This is a genomic window from Psychrobacillus sp. BM2, from assembly GCF_048572895.1.
Lineage (GTDB): Bacteria > Bacillota > Bacilli > Bacillales_A > Planococcaceae > Psychrobacillus.
Window position 1 is genome coordinate 151677 of record NZ_CP183878.1, and the last position, 17872, is coordinate 169548.

General features: G+C 36.7%; 15 protein-coding genes and 1 other RNA gene. 4 read left to right on the forward strand and 12 right to left on the reverse strand.

The features are described from left to right. Nucleotides 1–11 precede the first annotated feature (11 nt). From ACN6MX_RS00700 to ACN6MX_RS00740, 9 genes are all read right to left on the reverse strand, one after another. On the reverse strand, nt 12–818 hold the full coding sequence (locus ACN6MX_RS00700) for an HAD family hydrolase (RefSeq protein ID WP_419960774.1): 807 nt from the start codon (nt 816–818) through the stop codon (nt 12–14). Further along, nucleotides 815–1930, reverse strand: coding sequence for a cysteine protease StiP family protein (locus ACN6MX_RS00705; protein ID WP_419960775.1), 1116 nt, complete (start codon nt 1928–1930; stop codon nt 815–817). The genes ACN6MX_RS00700 and ACN6MX_RS00705 overlap by 4 nt, the downstream gene beginning before the upstream one ends. Beyond that, nucleotides 1920–3281, reverse strand: a complete 1362-nt coding sequence (locus tag ACN6MX_RS00710; protein WP_419960776.1) for a phosphoribosyltransferase domain-containing protein — start codon at nt 3279–3281, stop codon at nt 1920–1922. The genes ACN6MX_RS00705 and ACN6MX_RS00710 overlap by 11 nt, the downstream gene beginning before the upstream one ends. Then, nucleotides 3238–4368, reverse strand: coding sequence for an HpcH/HpaI aldolase/citrate lyase family protein (locus ACN6MX_RS00715; protein WP_419960777.1), 1131 nt, complete (start codon nt 4366–4368; stop codon nt 3238–3240). The genes ACN6MX_RS00710 and ACN6MX_RS00715 overlap by 44 nt, the downstream gene beginning before the upstream one ends. Before the next feature lie 118 nt (nt 4369–4486). Then, nucleotides 4487–5062, reverse strand: coding sequence for a TerD family protein (locus ACN6MX_RS00720; protein ID WP_419960778.1), 576 nt, complete (start codon nt 5060–5062; stop codon nt 4487–4489). Between the two features lie 13 nt (nt 5063–5075). Further along, on the reverse strand, nt 5076–5693 hold the full coding sequence (locus tag ACN6MX_RS00725) for a TerD family protein (protein ID WP_419960779.1): 618 nt from the start codon (nt 5691–5693) through the stop codon (nt 5076–5078). 225 nt (nt 5694–5918) lie between these two features. Then, nucleotides 5919–6548 carry an alpha/beta hydrolase gene (locus ACN6MX_RS00730; RefSeq protein ID WP_419960780.1) on the reverse strand — a complete coding sequence of 210 codons (630 nt, stop codon included), beginning with the start codon at nt 6546–6548 and terminating at the stop codon, nt 5919–5921. Between the two features lie 19 nt (nt 6549–6567). Then, nucleotides 6568–7500 (reverse strand): DMT family transporter, encoded by a 933-nt coding sequence (locus tag ACN6MX_RS00735; RefSeq protein WP_419960781.1) that lies wholly within the window; start codon nt 7498–7500, stop codon nt 6568–6570. A 278-nt stretch (nt 7501–7778) separates the two neighbouring features. Further along, complete coding sequence (locus ACN6MX_RS00740) at nt 7779–8948, reverse strand: M20 family metallopeptidase (RefSeq protein ID WP_419960782.1); 1170 nt, start codon at nt 8946–8948, stop codon at nt 7779–7781. A 137-nt stretch (nt 8949–9085) separates the two neighbouring features. Between ACN6MX_RS00740 and ACN6MX_RS00745 the strand changes: the two genes are divergently transcribed. Continuing rightward, nucleotides 9086–9625 (forward strand): YhcN/YlaJ family sporulation lipoprotein, encoded by a 540-nt coding sequence (locus tag ACN6MX_RS00745; protein WP_419960783.1) that lies wholly within the window; start codon nt 9086–9088, stop codon nt 9623–9625. Between the two features lie 54 nt (nt 9626–9679). Here the strand turns inward: ACN6MX_RS00745 and ACN6MX_RS00750 are convergent, their stop codons facing one another. Next, nucleotides 9680–11203 (reverse strand): cation acetate symporter, encoded by a 1524-nt coding sequence (locus tag ACN6MX_RS00750; protein WP_419960784.1) that lies wholly within the window; start codon nt 11201–11203, stop codon nt 9680–9682. Next, complete coding sequence (locus tag ACN6MX_RS00755; RefSeq protein WP_419960785.1) at nt 11200–11610, reverse strand: DUF485 domain-containing protein; 411 nt, start codon at nt 11608–11610, stop codon at nt 11200–11202. Before ACN6MX_RS00755 ends, ACN6MX_RS00750 begins: the two co-directional genes overlap by 4 nt. A gap of 262 nt (nt 11611–11872) precedes the next feature. Between ACN6MX_RS00755 and ACN6MX_RS00760 the strand changes: the two genes are divergently transcribed. Further along, on the forward strand, nt 11873–15694 hold the full coding sequence (locus tag ACN6MX_RS00760) for a DEAD/DEAH box helicase (protein WP_419960786.1): 3822 nt from the start codon (nt 11873–11875) through the stop codon (nt 15692–15694). A gap of 27 nt (nt 15695–15721) precedes the next feature. After that, on the forward strand, nt 15722–16486 hold the full coding sequence (locus ACN6MX_RS00765) for a hypothetical protein (RefSeq protein ID WP_419960787.1): 765 nt from the start codon (nt 15722–15724) through the stop codon (nt 16484–16486). A gap of 130 nt (nt 16487–16616) precedes the next feature. On the opposite strand, the gene ACN6MX_RS00770 is transcribed toward ACN6MX_RS00765, so the two are convergent. Next, nucleotides 16617–17414 carry a S1C family serine protease gene (locus ACN6MX_RS00770; protein ID WP_419960788.1) on the reverse strand — a complete coding sequence of 266 codons (798 nt, stop codon included), beginning with the start codon at nt 17412–17414 and terminating at the stop codon, nt 16617–16619. 104 nt (nt 17415–17518) lie between these two features. Between ACN6MX_RS00770 and ssrS the strand changes: the two genes are divergently transcribed. After that, nucleotides 17519–17714: non-coding RNA, 6S RNA (gene ssrS / locus ACN6MX_RS00775), on the forward strand. The last annotated feature ends 158 nt before the right edge of the window (nt 17715–17872 follow it).

A 17872-nucleotide genomic window follows, 5' to 3' on the forward strand; every position in this document is an offset into this window, starting at 1 on the left:
ATTCATACATATTATAACAAATAATCGCTTACCTTATTTAATATTTCTTCTCCTGCTAATACTCCCGCTTGGTTTGTAATAGAAACGTGAGAGGGGAGGTCTCCACCTTTGAGAATTGCTTCGCCATGGGAGGGGATAAAGCCTTGATTTGCCTTTAAAACCATCTCATAGTCAAGCATGGAATCTCCTGCAGCAATGACAGTAGTTGCGGCAATTCGCTCTTTTACAAATTGAAGAGCAGTCGATTTGTTTATGCAAGTAGGCATGATATACACTTTTCTCCCCTGGTGGGAAAGAGTGAACCCTTGCTGATAAAAAATTTCTGAAAGATTTTCAAAATCTTCGACTGAAAAGGTATGTTCATCAATGATTAAGTATACAAACCATGATTCTGCTTGCATAACTTTAAGGACAAATTTGTTTTTTTTATATGAATCCAGTTGAGGTAGTACATGTTCTATAGAAGTGAGATCCTGCTGCATCTGTGCGATTACTTTATCGGACCATTCAGCAAGTGGGTTGCCATCTTCCAGGATCACCGCACCGTTTGATACAATTGCATACTTTGGTTTTTCTGCTGTGTGAAATAATCCTGTAATTCGATTGTATTGTTCGGCTGTTCTAGTTGTCACGGGTAAAAAGGTTATAGAGGAGGCGATTTGTTGAAACAGCTGAAGACCTTTATTGGTCATAAATGCAGTTGGTTTTTCATCCACCCATTCTACAGCTGCAAAATCCTGTTCGCCAACTTCTTGACCTCTTGAATTTTTACTGTATATAAGTGTTCGATCTAAATCACTAGCAAATAGGATTGTCATAATCGATCCTCCGATTCTATCAGTCCGATGGCAAGGTAAAAAAGTCCAGGCACAATTTCGGTAGGGATATTTTTTTCTTTACATAAGAGTAGGATATGTCGTAGGGATGGATGTTTATCATCGCTAAGCAATATTTTAAATGGCTTTCTTCTTAATAGCACTCTTGTCGTTTCTCCAACACTTGGCTTTACCTTACTAATATCAGCAGTTTTATAGAACTTACGAGCAATGGATTCCACTTCCTGCATGCCTTTCCAAGTACGTTCGTTTGTGATTGGAAAATCTTTTATAAGTTCTATTATGACTGGTTCCTGGTCTTGGAATCTACTGGATATATTTTCGATAAACTCGTTGGATACATCCACTTCTGCAAGATCAGCGTAATATTTAGCTCCGTGAAAATCATCTGCTCCTTGAAATGCATTATTTAGTACAGTTCGACTGACTAATCCTGAGACTGTTGAGTTCAAGCAAGCGTTTGGAATAAGGAAGTCTTCTCTCGTTGCGAATAATGTGGCGCATTCGCCTGGATCGGTTAAAACGGCAAGATCATCATTTAAGTTAAAGTCGTAGGCCGCATTTAACTTTTGGATCGACTTAGTTAGCTCATTTTGTATAGCACCTTTTCCTGTCCAACCATCAACGAATTGAAGATGACTTTTCGGATATAGCTCTTTAATAGTGCGAACAGCCTTCTCGTCAATTCCTTTTCCTCTTAGTATAGATATACTAAAGTGTGGCCAATTAAGTTTCAAATGTTTTTCTGCGTATTGTTTCATTAAAATCCCTATTGGACTTCCTGCACGTGCAAGGGAAACGATTACGACGTCATCTGTACCTGCGAATCGTCTAACCCTTCTACATAATACCCCGACTAATTGGGCTATATGATCTGCCGAGTCAAGTAAAGATTGCTTATATAGTTTTGTATATTCAGAGGTTGGTCGATTTTCAATCGGCAAAGATTCGGAGTAGTGACTGCCTGATTGAAATAGTTGTTCTCTAGATTCAACAGAAGACTCAATCTGAACGTCCGATAAATCCTTCAGTAAAAAAGTGATATCTTCCGCAGGATAACTAGATTTAACCAATCCATCTAAATTAAGATCCATTTTTTTCACCTCTATCTGGTAAAGAAAGAGATACCCAAGAAACGGGTGCTAAAGTTTCTAAATACGAAAGAAGTGGAAACCAAGTGGCATGATCTTGAACAGACTCAGAAATAACGATGATTTGCTCGGCATCTATTTCCGAGAGATTGTACAAATATTGGTCAATACCATTGGAATCCGGCAGCTTAAATTTGCATTTGTGCTGTATAGGATAAGATTCTACTGTTTTTGCTAAGATAGGACTCCTTGTGGTAGTTTGCACTTTTGTGTCATTACCAAAGGCAAGTGCGAATCTATGTGGGAAATAGATGTTTTCTCCAATACCTATAACTAGAGTGGATTTATCCCTTTGCGTTTTAGGGAGCTTGTCTATAAATCTTTCTATCCAATCATCCATTTTTTCGTGAAGATCACTTGTTAAACCAAATCTACCTGTGAAATGACAATACGCTGCATGCTCACTCCGATGCTTCGATGTAATTTCTAGGGATAATTGTTCGTCAGCGAACACATCAAATGGTTGGACCCCGTTTAGGAAAGGTGTTTCTTTTTCTTCAATTGATGCTTGATTTAGTAGGGTAAATTGTCCACCCATAATAGTGATAATTTCTGCAGAAATATTGTGTTCGTTCATTAGTAGGGTAAAATCATTTTGATGTTGTTCAGTTCTCCAGTCCAAGATAGATAGAATTTTATACCGTTTGCCTGGAAAAGAATTATTTAATGCAACGATTAAATTAGAGAGTGTAAGACCTGTAGTTATTTCATCATCTATTAACACAATGGTTTCTGCATCCTGTAATGTTTGTTCAGATGCATAGACGCTGTGAGAGGTTGCGTGGGAATGCTCTTCTTCAAAATAAAAAGAAGGTTCCAAATGTAGGATTTCTTCTCTTGTTGTATGAATGTAATGAGCATTTTGAAAGTGATGAAATACTGCATGGCCAAGACCAGTTGCCGTTTCAGCAAATCCAATGAATACGGTGTTATTTGGTAAGTTTGACTTAAAGGTCAAAGATTTCAAACTCAGTTTTCGATCTGGAATTTCTGAATTAACCATTTGAACAATTTCATTTACTAGTGGATGACCTTCTAAACCTTCATCCTCCATAAGCATAGAAGCTAAAATAGAGCCTGTTCCAAGTGAAATGGCTGGATCCACTGCTAAATGCTTACCAAGAAGTCGACTGACGAATAAAAATTGTCGTTTTTTATTAATTCTCACGGCCATTTGGAAAAGTGACTCTGGTAAGAATTTATACGGATTATATTTAATGTCGATTACTAACTTTAAATCTCCATGTAGATTATAGGTTTTTAATGTATTGAAGGAAGTCGAGTGATGTAACATTTTCTTTAAACACCCCATATATTTCTGCTTGAGCAATAATCTTCATAGCCCAGCTGTAATGAGGTTTTACCTCATTCATTTTGTTTCTAGCTGAACTTCGCAAAACACCATTTGTTGCAGCATTGTTTTCTACGATTAAACACGCGTCTTCAAATAATTCTTTAGACACTATATATGCACTATTAACAATATCGATTTGAGAAGGGTGAATGCACGTTTTCCCGTAGAAACCATTTAAAACATCCAACTGAACCTCATTCCAAAGAATGGACTCTATACTATTTGTATCCGTGAATAGACGGAAAGAATCCTGAGATTCAAAATACTCGTAAACAGGACCGGAAATGACAAAGTTATCTTCTTTACGATTGAATTTGTTTAATATATCGGTCAAACAATTAGTGATTAGGAGCAGGTCGTAGATTGTTCTATTTCCAGGACGTCTTTGACTGAAGAGGCTAGTAAAATCGGTTGCCCCAACTCGTATAGTGAGTATTAGGTCTTCAAACTGTTTGAAAACTGTATATAGGTTAGAAAGTTCTTGCTCTCTAGTTTCTGTATAAATAATTTCTTTCGTTTCCAAAATGGGCAATGCATATAAGTGAATAGAGTGTTGAAGGTTTAAATTTTGTAAACATAAAAAAAAGCTTTTTACATTATGAGAGGTACATTTTGGAAGAACGATTCCTGTGATATAACTAATAGCACTTCCTAATAAAGTCGACATTTTTTCTAAATGTTGAACGGTTCTTATTCGGATAAACAAGAGTGGGATCTCATTTGTATCTATTAAGCCATTTAGATCATTTTGTTCTATTAATTTTAATTCATTCACAACGTTTTGTTCTGCTGCTGAAAGTTCTGAATCGGAAACAGCATCTTCTAAACAAATGATAGCACTTGTTAAATTCTTTAAATTATTATTTGATAGTTTATAGCTGAAATTGGGCATTGAACCTGGTAAGTATAAAGCTGCTCCCATAGCCATCCCTAATTTTTTTCTTTCCAATTTTTTGGAAAAGTCGCTAGGTGGTATATGAAAGAATTGACGTATCTCTTTCTCACTAACCCCTTTGAATTGTCTCATATTTTCCACTCCTAAGAATGAAGAAGGGGAGTTATTAGGTATACCCAAATACCTCGGCTTTCTTCAGATGCTAAAACAAAAAGCAAGGAAGCATGCCCTTGCTTTTTGAGAGAAGTTATTAATTCAAGCCGAAGTCTGAAACTAATGCTCCAAGACCGCCTTGGTATCCACTTCCGATTGCATTGAATTTCCATTCGTTATTATGGCGATATAGTTCACCAACAACGACTGCAGTTTCAATGGAGAAATCTTCACCAAGATCATAGCGGATCAATTCTTCTTGTGTATCTGCATTTAAAATACGTACATATGAATTGCTTACTTGACCAAAGTTTTGCCCTCTGTCTTCTGCATCATGAATTGTAATACAAAAGGCAATTTTTTCAATAGATGAAGGAACAGTAGATAGATTTACATTTACTGACTCGTCATCTCCATCTCCATCACCCGTACGATTATCTCCTGTGTGAACAACAGCCCCGTTACCACCAGTAGTGTTATTGTAGAATACAAAGTCGCTTTCTGATGCACATTTGCTGTTGCTACCTAATAGAAATACAGAGGAGTCTAAGTCAAAATCTTTTCCTCCGTCATATTTATTTGTATCCCAGCCTAAGCCTACAGTTACATTTACTAAACCAGGATTCGTTTTTGTTAAGTCTACCTTTTGTCCTTTTGATAAGTTAATGCCCATTTATAACCACTCCTTATAAGTATTTGTTTGCAATTGAACCGATATCTAAATCTGATGTACCTTCACCGATTGCAGAGAATTTCCAATCTGATCCGTTACGGTATAGCTCTCCAGGAATAAGAGATGTTTTACCAGCATAGCTTTCACTTAAATTATAATGAACTAGTTCTTCTTTTGTGCCGTTATCCACTAGACGGATAAAAGCGTTTTGAATTAGTCCAAAGTCTTGTTTTCTTTGTTTTGCTTGATAAATGTTTACTATAAACACCAATCTATGTACAGATGGTGAAATAGCACTTAGATTTACGTTGATCACTTCGTCGTCTCCATCGCCGTCTCCAGTTAAATTATCCCCAGAGTGGACAACGCTACCATCTTGACTTGTTTTATTTCCAAAATATATAACATGCTGCTTAGATACTAATTTGCCTTTTTCATCTAAAAGAAGTACAGAAGCGTCGCAATCGATAGCCGCCCCGCCACCACTACCTCCACCTAATAGTCCACCTAAAAAACCACCACTTTTTTTCTTTTCCACAGGGTCCCATCCTAGTCCTACCATAACACTGGATAGGGAAGATCTACCCTTTGTTAAATCAATTTTTTGACCCTTAACTAAATTAATGCCCATTCTTGTACCTCCAAATTTAAGTCATACCATATATACGAGGAAACGATGCAATAAGTTTCAAAAAAACCAAAGCTTTCTTATGCAAAGGATAGTTTGATTTTATCAGAATTTTTCAGCTTTTGCTATTAAGTTGAATAGCGAGTACGTAGAGAAAATCCTCTGGAAGGTGAGTAATGAGAAACAAGGCTAAAAAATATGGTTAACATATTTTCAGCCTTGTAATAATTAGTTTTCTTTTAAAAATCCAATTAAATCTCGATGATTATCCGGTGTAACGCCATGCCCTTCATTATATGTTTTAAAAGTTACATGAGCTTTCATGGTTTCAAAAAAATCTTTACTTTCGATGCCCCATTGTGATGGAATTACATAGTCATAATCTCCATGAGAGATAAAGATGGATAAATGATTAACGTTACGCTTGCTATATTCTGTTTTAACAAACTCAGGAATATATCCACTTAATGCTACTACTTTGCTAATTTCGCTACCCATTGTCAGCGCAATTGTTTGTGCAAGAATGGCTCCTTGACTAAATCCAAGTATCGTAATGTCATCATCATTTAAATTGTACTCCACAATCGCTTCTCGAATGAAAGCTTGAATATGCGTTACGACTTTATCGAAAATATCCCTTACAGGTTTGCCGATTTCTTCAATTTCGAAAAATGAGTAGCCAGGTTTTCGGACGATAGGACCGCGTAAGCTAAAAATATGATGCGTGTTCTCAAAATCCTTCACTAGCTGCGGTAAATCTGCTTCATTACTCCCCATACCATGCAGTAAAAATAGGGCAGGTTGTTTTTGTTCAGCGTTGTTGGGTGCTGTATGAATAAATGTAAAAGGAGATTTCATGTATTTTACATCCCTTCGATTATAATATGTCTATTTTATCATAAGTAGATATAGGGGCCTGCTGTGAAAGCTTTAGCTGGTCTTTTTTTCCGTACAAATTAACAATAATAACACTGGTAATAGCTACGATTCCTCCAACAATAGACAGGAGGGAGGGAAGTTCATTTAACCAAATCCATGTCACGAAAATTGCAACGACAGGCTCTAAATACAAAGAATTGGACACAGAACTAGCTTCACTATAGGACAATGCTATAGCCCATGTTAAATAGGCGATGGCAGTCGGGAATATACCTATATAAATGGCAGATAAATTAGCCTCTAACGTAGCGTGCTGAATTCCCTCGAACAGTCCAGGTGCAAAGAATAGAAAAGGGATAGTACCAGTCCAAGTAAAGTACGCAGTCAATTCAATGGCACTGTACTTTTTAAATAAAGGTTTTTGGTATACAAAAAAGATAGCTGTTGAAAAAGCGGCGATGAGAACTAAAAATACTCCAGGAGAAATACCTAAAGAGCCTCCCCCCGTTCCTAAAGCAATTAAAATAATGCCAACAAAACCAAATGCTAATCCAAACCACCCGATTTTTCCTAGACTTTCCTTCAATACAATAATAGCTATTATAGTCGTGAAGATAGGGGCGGAACCAATCAGCATACCAGCTGTTCCTGCAGATATCGATAGTTGTCCAAATGTAACACAAAGATGGTATATATTAATCCCGATAAAACCGAGCATGACTATTTTAAAGATATCTTCCTTTTGAGGTAACTTAAAATTGACTCCAGGCCAAAGTGCGATAACAAGAAATATTATAGAAGCAATCAGAAATCGAACTAATATTAAATGCCCCGCTGAATAGCCACCCTGTAAACTGGCGCTAATTGCCGCAAAAGAAGAGCCCCAAATAACGACGGTGAATAACGCAAGTATTAATGCTTTTGTATTCATTTTCTTCCACCAAACTTTCTAATCATTGTTGTTAAAAGTAAACAATTAATCCTACAACAAATTTCTACATCCAACAAGTGGAGGAAAAGAGTATTTTGGTATAAAAACCCTATATGCAAGTATTTGATGTTAGGAAGCAAGTAACTATAGGATGAAAGCAAGTAGCATTGAATTGTAGTCATGATGCTTAAAAAGAGTAGAGTACCGTAAAAATATTCACGGTTCTCTACTCCTTGAGATTGCTAGCTATTAATTTAGTTTGATTTGTCTAAAAGTTATTATCTATCTTGAAAGTTAATCGCTGCCATTCCCAACGTTTTCGCCGCTATGAGCATAGCTTTTTCATCGAAATCGAACATTGGGCTATGGTGAGGGAATACATCCCCTTCAGGCATAGCACCTGTAAAGAAGAACGTACCTGGGATTTCTTCTAAATAGTAGCCAAAATCCTCACCGATCATCAATAATTCGGATTCATTTACTTCATTAACTCCAGGAACAGTTTTGGCAATATCAGCTAAATAATCTGTTTCTTTTTTGTGGTTAATAACTGGCGGATAGCCTCTTTCATATAGGAAAGAATAAGAACAATCCGCTGTAAAGCATGTGCCTTCTATCACACGTTGTAATTCATTTTCCATTAAATCTCTAACATCCGGTTTAAATGTGCGAACGGTACCGGTCATTTTCACGGTGTCCGCAATAATATTAAATGCGTTGTCTGCTATGAAAGAGCCGACAGAAAGTACTGCAGATTCAGTAGGGTTCACACGTCTTGCCACTAATTGCTGCAAGTTTACAACTAATTGAGAGGCCACTACAATAGAATCCTTTGTGTCGTGTGGATTTGCTCCGTGTCCGCCTTTACCCTGGACTGTGATAGAAAATCGATCTGCTGCCGCCATAATGGGACCACTCTTGTATTCAATAGTACCCAGAGGAGTTTGAGACCATAAATGTGTACCGAAAATTACATCTACTCCTTCTAAACAGCCAGCCTCAATCATTGGTTTAGCACCACCTGGAGCATATTCTTCTGCATGCTGATGGATAAATACATATTCACCTGCCAATTGTTCTTTAAATTCATTTATCGTACGAGCAAGTATAAGCAATGCAGCAGTATGTCCATCGTGACCGCATGCATGCATGACACCCGGAACTGTCGATTTATAAGGAACGTTTTTTTCATCTTGTATTGGGAGAGCGTCAAAGTCTGCTCGTAACGCAACGGTTTTACCTGGAAAAGCACCTTTTACTCGAGCAACTATTCCATTACCACCAATATTTGCTTGGAAAGGTATTTGTAAATCTGCATAGAATTTTTGTATATATTTTGCTGTTTCGGTTTCTTGAAATGATACTTCGGGATGCATATGTAAATAACGTCGAATACTGACCATTTCATCGTATGATGTCTCAAGCTGCTTAATAATATCCATACTCATTTTTAATAATCTCCCCTTATCTGATTTTCATTAAATAAATTATATCAAAGATTGACCCAGTTTTTATGAACTTACGCATAATTCATTTTAAATAGACCAAGCTATTTGTATAGCAAATTAAAAGGAGGAAAGATATAGTGAATAAATTACTGAAATTAGTTATTATGATGCTTCTCATCGGCTTATTGACCGCTTGCGGAACTAATAATGACGATAAGGCAACAGACAACGGCACTGATAAAGCAACGGAAAACAAGAATACGGTAAATGAAGACATGAATGGTAATGATGACGTTACAAATGGTGGAACAACAGGTAATGGAGTAGCAAATGGTACAGAAGGAAGAAAAGTAGAGCTAGCGGATGAAGTGTCTAATAAGATTAAAGAGTTAGAAGAAGTGGAATCGGCAAGTGTACTAGTTACGGACAATAATGCATATGTGGCGGTGGACCTTAAAGAAGGTGTAGATGAGACGGAAGCATTAAAAACTAAAATTTCAGATGCAGCCAAAGCTGAAAATGCTAATTTCAAAAATGTATATGTATCCGCAAATCCCGATTTTAGCAAGCAGTTTAAAGACTACGGGGAAAGAATTCGGGCTGATGAACCAGTCGAAGGATTTTTTGATGAATTTTCAGATACAGTAAAAAGAGTATTTCCAGACCAAGCTAAGTAATTATGAATGAAAAAACCGATTCCCAATAGGAATCGGTTTTTTCAAGGAATTATTTTACTTCAATCCAATATTTGCTTTTACATCGACTTCCGCATATTTTCGTTGATCTGCACGGGTCCCCACTAGTGTTCCGATCCAGCCACCTATAAATCCAGCTGGAACCGAGATAAGAGCAGGATTAGTTAGTGGGAAAATTGCTTCACCTGTAAAGAACATTGAACCATCTACCGCCCACAAGTTGGGACTTAAGCCGACGAGTATTAGTGCGGTAACAAGACCAGTAATGATTGCAGCTAAGGCGCCAGTTGTATTAAAGTTTTTCCAATAGATTGTATAAATAATTACTGGTAAGTTGGCACTTGCTGCTATACAAAAAGCAAGTGATACTAAGAATGCCACGTTCATAGTCTGTGCACCGAGCGCTAATAGAATAGAGAAGACGGAAACTCCAACTGAAGCAAGACGAGCAGCATTCATTTGTTCTTTTTCTGTTACTTTTCCTTTTTTAATAATTTGTCCATATAAGTCATGTGCAAAAGCGGAGGCACCTGATAAAACGAGTCCTGCGACTACTGCTAAAATTGTAGCGAATGCAACTGCAGAGACAAATGACATTAAAATGTCGCCGCCTAAAGCTTGTGCAAGTAAAGGTGCAGCCATATTTCCAGCTGGATTTGCAGCAATAATTTTATCAGAACCTACCATTGCAGCAGCACCAAATCCTAAGAAAATAGTTAATACGTAGAAAATTCCTACAATCCAAGTAGCATAAACAACGGAGCTACGAGCAGTTTTTGCATCTTTTACAGTAAAAAAACGCATTAATATATGTGGTAAACCAGCGGTTCCAAGTACTAATGCAATCATCATCGATATCGTATCTAATCCATTTGTATATTTCACACCTGGATGTAGGTATGCTTCACCATTAGCAGTGGCAGACTTCATTTCGGTGAACATTCCAAAAATATTAAAGTCGAATTCCCATAATACTAAGAAAGAAATAAGAACTGTTCCGACCATCAACAAAGCGGCTTTAATAATTTGTACCCAGCTAGTGGCGGCCATTCCACCCCAAAGTACATAAATAGTCATCATGACACCCACTAGAAGCACTGCGATCCAGTAATCGATTCCTAATAATAATTGAATAAGTGCGCCTGCACCTACAAGCTGTGCAATCATATAAAACAAAACAATTGTTAATGTACTTATTGCAGCAGCTGCACGAATCTTTTTTTGATCAAATCGGGCAGTAATCATATCAGCGAGCGTATATTTTCCAAGATTGCGTAATGGTTCAGCTACAATATATAACACGACCAAGTACGCAACTAAATAACCTATACTATAGAAGAATCCATCAAAACCAAAAAGCGCAATTGCTCCTGCGATACCTAAGAAAGAGGCTGCGGATAAGTAATCTCCAGCAATTGCAATCCCGTTTTGCCAGCCAGTTAATCCTCCACCAGCTGTATAAAACTCACTCGCTGAATTTGTACGTTTCGAGGCAATATACGTAACAAATAAAGTCAATGCTACTATTCCTACAAAAAATGATAATCCTATTGCATTCATTCATAATCACCAGCCTTCTCTTTTTCAAAAATCTTCTCGGCTTCTTTATCAAAATCATTTGCTCTACGTACATAGATCATGGATAATACCCAGGTCATCACAAAAAGTAAAAGAGCATAAATCCAAACCCAAGCTATATCTCCAAAGGCGTTATTATTTAAAATAGTCGTATAGGAGGTCAAAATAGGAAGCAAAATATAACTTAGTAAGAAAAATATTGTAATAGGTAATATAAATTTTTTCTTCTTCCTTTTTAAGGTCTTAAATTCTGTACTTTCAGCGATCACCGAATAGTTGGGACTATCCGTTGTCTTTTTGTAGCTTGGATCTACGCCTTTTTTCGACAATTTTTTCCTTTTTTCTAGGGGTTTCACCGTGTTTGAAGCATTTCCAATATTATTCGCCATGCACGTTCCTCCTAAAATATATTTAATTTTTAGAATTTTCCATCTAAAAACTGTAAACCTATCATAATAAAGATTAATAGAGTTGGCAATGGTTAATTCACTAAAATTTCATAATTTTGCCATAATTGTCATTGGAATTATATGTGATTAGTTTAAAAGAAAAGATAGATAAGTTGGATTATGCATTTTCTAAGGTAAAAATGATAACATATATAAGTTGGACAAAATACGTAAACACTACTATAAAGAAGGAGGTTTGTTCATGAGCCAATCAGCAACCTTAGTTAAAACGATGCGCTGTAATTTAATGATTACAAATAAGGCGCGCAAAGGAATTCAGGAATGGTCAACTGATGAACATGCCTTTTTTAACATACAAAGTTCTTTTGAAGTACATATCGAAAAGCGCCCGTTAAATAACCATGGGAATACGCCGCTTTCCATATATTTTGATAATGTAACAAACATTAAGCTAACAGAAAAAGTAGATAATCGAGTATTGGTGATGGAGTGTATCTTGCAAAAGGATGGCTTGCTTGCAACTGGCTTTTATGTGAGGGGTCCAAAGGTTCCAGTTCGAACAAATCGTCGACTTCCCGTTAATTTGACATTTGTTACTGCTAGAAATAATGGAGCAGGAATGCCACTTGCACTACACACGAAAATTCAAGATCTTCCTGTTGCAGAAGAGCGTTCAGAGTATGTGAAAAAACGAATTTCTAGCTGGGAAGGCTACTTGAAGATTCAAGAACGTAATGCAGATATTGCAGATATAACTAGTCCGTACTCTAAACTTGTTTTCAATGCAGATTTTAGTCGTATGACATTGCATGGTTGTACGATGAATGCGAACGAATGGAAAAATCTAAGAGGTCTTAGTGTTACGTTAAAAGGATTCCAAAACGATGTTGGCGATATTTTGAAATCAGACAGAGTAAAACAAACGATAGAAATAGAGATCAAACCCAAGTTTCGTGAACTAGCTAGGAAAAACCAATGGAATCCTAAATCGAAAGAGGCAGTGTTTAGTAATTTTGCCTCCCTTAGCCAAATAAGACGTCTGCGAAAGGGATTTGAAGATTTGCAAAATGGATTTGCTGCCAATCCAAACCTTGAGAAAATCTTATTTGAAGACCGACCGACCATTCGTATAAACGCAAAACGTAAAGAATTAGAATTCCATAACCAGCTAAACGAATTTCAACAGGAAGCAGTTATGGGGGCGATGTCTGCAGAGGATCTGTATGTCATTCAAGGTCCACCTGGAACTGGAAAAACGACAGTAATATCTGAAATATGTCAGCAAAATGCTAAGGCCGGCTTACGTACGCTTGTTGCGTCTCAATCTAATTTAGCAGTAGACAATGCCCTTAGTAGATTACTTTCAAACAAAGAAATACGTATTCTACGATTCGGTAGGACAGAAAGTATTGAAGAAGAAGGCAAGAGGTTTATTGAAGAAAATGTAGGACAGTACTGGAAAGAACAAACCTTAGCTACTTTACAGAATGAATTGGACGAGCATTCCTTAAAAGAAGGTCAGCTTCTTGAACAGATAATTGAATCTGAGCATCAAATTGAGGAATTAAATAAGGAACAAATATTATTAAAAAAAGCGATTGAACAAAAAGCGGAAGCGAAAGTTGAATATGAAGTAAGAATCGAAGAAATTAAAAAGCTAAAAAAAGAATTAGTGTTATTGAAAAAAGACCATGAACAGTTAGAAATTAATGTTCTAGAAGAACAAGGCAAGTCAGAAGCTTTATCCAACGAAATTAAAAAAATGGAACAATTCATCGAATCGAATTCTTCGAAAGATGAGTTATTAGAAAAAGTTAGTCATCTACTAGTAAAGACGAAAGAAGTACAAGATCTCCTTTCATACCGAGAGGCGATAGATTCCTTACATAAAGTGGAAACGTCCATGGAAGAATCTAGAGAAAAGTATAAAAGTACAGAAGTAAAACTAAATCATCTTGAGTTGTTCCGGAAAGAAATAGATTCTATTAGAAAAATCGACCAGCTGAAAAGTAAAATGGCAGAATATAATATGGAACTTTCTGTACCCTTACAACAGCAAACGGCAGAGTTAGATGAACTAATAGATCATATTAAAACCTTCGTCGATTGGCAGGATTTAAATGCTCGCTTATTATCGGCAATAGATTATGTAGAAAAGCTACTTCGAAAATACAAATTTCCCGTGGAAAATGTTCGAAATAATATTGGAAGAAGTGGTATTCTTTTTGATTCGACCTATACGATAAAAGAAATTCATCAGTTTATGAATAGATTGAAAAATATAATGACCTCTGGAGATGACGATCTCACGACGGAGAAATTAGCCATTTTACTAGAGGGTCTCTATGTAAGAGAAAAATTTGTTATGAAGCAGAAATCGGCCGTTCAGTTGGCAAAAAATAGTTCGATAAAAAAATTTCAAACGATTAAAACCCAGGTGGTTAGTGATACTAGCAGAGAATCATTGGCTCTTCAACAACTCAAAATTGAATTAGCCAAAATGGCAGTCAGCCAAAAGAATCAGCTAGAGCTTTTGAAGAATAAAGTAAAACAGCTACAAACAGAAATTGCTCCAATCGATTCACTACCAACCTCATCAGAGCTAAAAGACAAAAAGTTCGAAATGGAAGGATCTATTGTAAAATTAGAAAAAACAGTAGAAACTGTTATAAGCTATATGGAACAACTGGAAATGAAAAAGAATCATTTTCAAAAGACGACCGAGGAACTAGGGGAGATAGAAGCGATTCTCCAGGACAATGAGCTAAAAACAAAACAAGTGAATGCAGATGGTTTAGAGCAGGAGCGTATACTAAAAGCTTTAGATGAAATCCTGCTTCAAAACCCAGAACATGCACTCGAAAAAACTGTTGAAGCTATAAAAGAAATTAAAGAGGAAATGGTAAAACTTCAGCTAGAGAAGAATCATCTTCCAATCACCCAAGCAGTTCAAAATGAATGGTACTCATTATTAAAAGAAGCAAATGACCACGATTTAGATGAAATTCGCAAGCTATATGTGCGTCATGCCAATGTAATTGGAACAACATGCGTTGCATCAGCTCGTAAGGAGTTTATGGATAACTATCCCGTTTTCGATGTAGTTATAATAGATGAAGTTTCTAAAGCAACACCACCTGAGTTACTTCTACCAATGTTAAAAGGTAAGAAAATTATCTTAGTTGGTGACCATCATCAGCTTCCTCCTCTTGTTGGGGAGGACACTTTAGATGAAACACTACAAGCAATATTAGATGAAAGCGATAATCTGGAAGAAAAAGATGAGTTGAAAAAGCTTTTGAAAGAATCATTATTCGAGCGTTTATTCAAAAATTTACCTAAGACGAGCAAAACGATGCTAGCAATCCAGTATAGAATGCATGAAAGTATAATGGAGACAATTACCCCGTTTTATGAGGAAGAAAATTATCGACTACAATGCGGATTGGTCGATTCTGACACAGCTCGGGATCATCTACTTGAATCACGCCATGTGAAAAGAAAAGATCATCTGCTATGGCTAGATATGCCAAACGAAAAACCGTATTTTGAAGAGCGGATGAAGGATGGAAAAAGTCGATTTAACCAAGCGGAATTAGATGCTATTCGTGAGATTCTATTAGATTTGAATGAAGCTACAGCAACTGCTAAAAAAGAAGGTAGAATGGATCCAGATGAACTTAAAAGTATTGGGGTCATTAGTTTTTATGGAGAACAAGTCAAACGAATTGACCGCCTTATAGGGCAACAGGTTAACTTATCTCATTTGACCTTCCGAACTGGAACTGTGGACAAGTTTCAAGGGATGGAAATGGATGTCATTTTACTAAGTATGGTAAGAAACAATCAAGATAAGAGTGGAGATATAGGGTTTGCAAATGATTACCGTCGATTAAATGTGGCATTATCACGAGCGAGAGAGCTGCTTGTTTTGGTCGGAAGCTCTCAGATGTTCACAAAACGAGCAAAACAAAGAACTTCTAGAGAAATGTATGGTCGTTTGCTTCAAATTGTAAAAGATAAGAACGGGTTGATTAGTTCTCAGGATATCATGAAGAAATAATGCTTTTTACTATAGGAGTATACTAAAATGAACGAACTGGAAAAACGTCTAAAAAAAGAATTGCAACAAAATATCCAAGTGAAAATAGTGTCATCCACCGCATGGACGATTCCACTTCATACAATTGAAGTGGAATACAAACCTGTAAAGCGTATAAAAATGGATGTTCTAATGAAAATGATGCTGATAACCTGTCAGAAAGCAAAATTGACAAGTGCTAAGCAAATCAGTGAATTACTCCTTGTGGAGCAGCTATTTATGGAAGACTTGATCAATATTATGAAGAGAACTCGTTTAATCGAAATAAAAGATCAAGTATTCGCGCTAACAGAAAAAGGGTTTAGTCAGCTTGAGGACGGAATATTTGAGGAAGAACTAGATGCTCGAAGTCAGAACCTACTTTATAGCCCAAGTCATTGCACTTTTTTACAAGGAGAAATAAAACCAGCATTGGACGGGGAAGAAACGTTGGACCTCTATCGGCATGCATCAGAAAAAAAGGCCAGATTAAAATGGGAAGACGTTGTTCTAGTAGATGCACTACAAGCAAACGGAATGGAAACTGTGGATGGTGACCTTCAAACCGTAGTTTCTGAAATTGTCTCCAACTCTGAATTATATGTGGATGATGTTCCTTGTTTTGAATTTATTTTATATAACAAATCAGAAGACCTCCTTTATGCACGAGTTTGGAATACATTCCTTGATCGGTGGGATGAAGTGCTCGAAAATGAGTTGAATGAAAAAGAGCGAGTTGCTTGGCGTGAGACATATTTGAATCTGGAAAAGTGATTATTATACACGAGAGCAGTTCGCTTCTATATAAGAGCAAAAATAGCGTGAACGAGAGAGGTTCACCTCCATACGAAAACAACATGAAAAAACCCGTTAAGCATACTAGTGCTTAACGGGTTTTCTGCAATCATTTTAGTGCTTTATAGTATTCCTCAATCGGAATAAACAATCCAACTTTCCCATGCTCCTCATTGTCTAAAGTGGCAAATACAACACCAATTACTTGTCCATCCTCATTTAAAACAGGACTTCCACTATTTCCTCTATATACTGGAGCTTCCATCATCATTACAGGAACATTCCAATCACTTAGTTGGTGAAAATCAATTAATGACCCTTCATTCGCAATCCCGGTAAATTTGAGAGGATTTCCGATAAATGTGATAGGATCACCGAATTCATAGGAGGGGTTTTCCGAAAGCTCTAAATAAGGCAAGTCTTCTTCATCGACCTGTAATACTGCAAGGTCAATAGATGGATAGGTTTGTATAACAGCTGCATTAAAACGTCCCGCTTCAGGAAAACCAACTATTACGTTGTCATTATCCTCCACAACATGATAATTAGTGAGAATCTTTCCTTCACTAGAAATAGAAAATCCAGTTCCTTTGCTGTCATCTGTTAAAACAACAACTACAGCCTCTTTATATCGGGCAATATCCTCCTGTGCAGAAAGCCTAGCGGAGGTCTTGATAAATTCAATGGCAGGAATGGAGTAAATTTGAAAAATCATCGCAAATGTATTGACGAACAAAACGAAAGCCATTGTCCAAAAAATCCATCTTGGAAAAGGTCGCTTAGATTTTGACCTCGTTTTTTCTAACGCTTCTTTTTCAAGTGCCTCTCGCTGTGCTTCCAGAACTAGTAGCTGTAATTCTTCATCACTAATTTCCTCAAGCTCACTATTTGGTTGGTTGTTATCCACTTCATCACACCCTCATTCCAGCATATCTTTACTTTCTATTATACCTAATCATAAAATGAAATCATTTCCATTGATAAATTGTTGAGAAGAGTATATTATATAAACATAAGCTGCATTGTACGTATGGATATTAAGTTTTAACCTTTAAGCTGTAACAGGGAGTTTTATATAGAGCTGGAATGACACGCCTTATTCTCTTTTTAGACAATGAGGACATGCAGGATAGTTTCTGCGAACACCCACTTTGAGGAGTGGTGGTTTAAAACTTTCTAATGAATGTACGGCAAAGGCGGCTTACTTAAAAAGACTATTACAACAACATTTATAGAGCACTCTTGCCAGGAATGGTAAGGGTGTTTTTTTTTTTTTTTTTTGAGGGATAGGAAAGTATTTAAAAATGTCCTGTGAACACTGGGGTTTCGGTGCTTGAAGGAATGATAAATATCGCTGATTTCCGT

Bases quoted from the DNA above. Each gene is read 5' to 3' on its own strand.
- ACN6MX_RS00750 (WP_419960784.1), bottom strand. From the start codon at position 11,203: ATGAATGCAATAGGATTATCATTTTTTGTAGGAATAGTAGCATTGACT.
- ACN6MX_RS00730 (WP_419960780.1), bottom strand. From the start codon at position 6,548: ATGAAATCTCCTTTTACATTTATTCATACAGCACCCAACAACGCTGAA.
- ACN6MX_RS00715 (WP_419960777.1), bottom strand. From the start codon at position 4,368: ATGAGACAATTCAAAGGGGTTAGTGAGAAAGAGATACGTCAATTCTTT.
- ACN6MX_RS00765 (WP_419960787.1), top strand. From the start codon at position 15,722: ATGAACGAACTGGAAAAACGTCTAAAAAAAGAATTGCAACAAAATATC.
- ACN6MX_RS00735 (WP_419960781.1), bottom strand. From the start codon at position 7,500: ATGAATACAAAAGCATTAATACTTGCGTTATTCACCGTCGTTATTTGG.
- ACN6MX_RS00710 (WP_419960776.1), bottom strand. From the start codon at position 3,281: ATGTTACATCACTCGACTTCCTTCAATACATTAAAAACCTATAATCTA.
- ACN6MX_RS00705 (WP_419960775.1), bottom strand. From the start codon at position 1,930: ATGGATCTTAATTTAGATGGATTGGTTAAATCTAGTTATCCTGCGGAA.
- ACN6MX_RS00740 (WP_419960782.1), bottom strand. From the start codon at position 8,948: ATGAGTATGGATATTATTAAGCAGCTTGAGACATCATACGATGAAATG.
- ACN6MX_RS00720 (WP_419960778.1), bottom strand. From the start codon at position 5,062: ATGGGCATTAACTTATCAAAAGGACAAAAGGTAGACTTAACAAAAACG.
- ACN6MX_RS00755 (WP_419960785.1), bottom strand. From the start codon at position 11,610: ATGGCGAATAATATTGGAAATGCTTCAAACACGGTGAAACCCCTAGAA.
- ACN6MX_RS00725 (WP_419960779.1), bottom strand. From the start codon at position 5,693: ATGGGCATTAATTTAGTTAAGGGTCAAAAAATTGATTTAACAAAGGGT.
- ACN6MX_RS00760 (WP_419960786.1), top strand. From the start codon at position 11,873: ATGAGCCAATCAGCAACCTTAGTTAAAACGATGCGCTGTAATTTAATG.
- ACN6MX_RS00700 (WP_419960774.1), bottom strand. From the start codon at position 818: ATGACAATCCTATTTGCTAGTGATTTAGATCGAACACTTATATACAGT.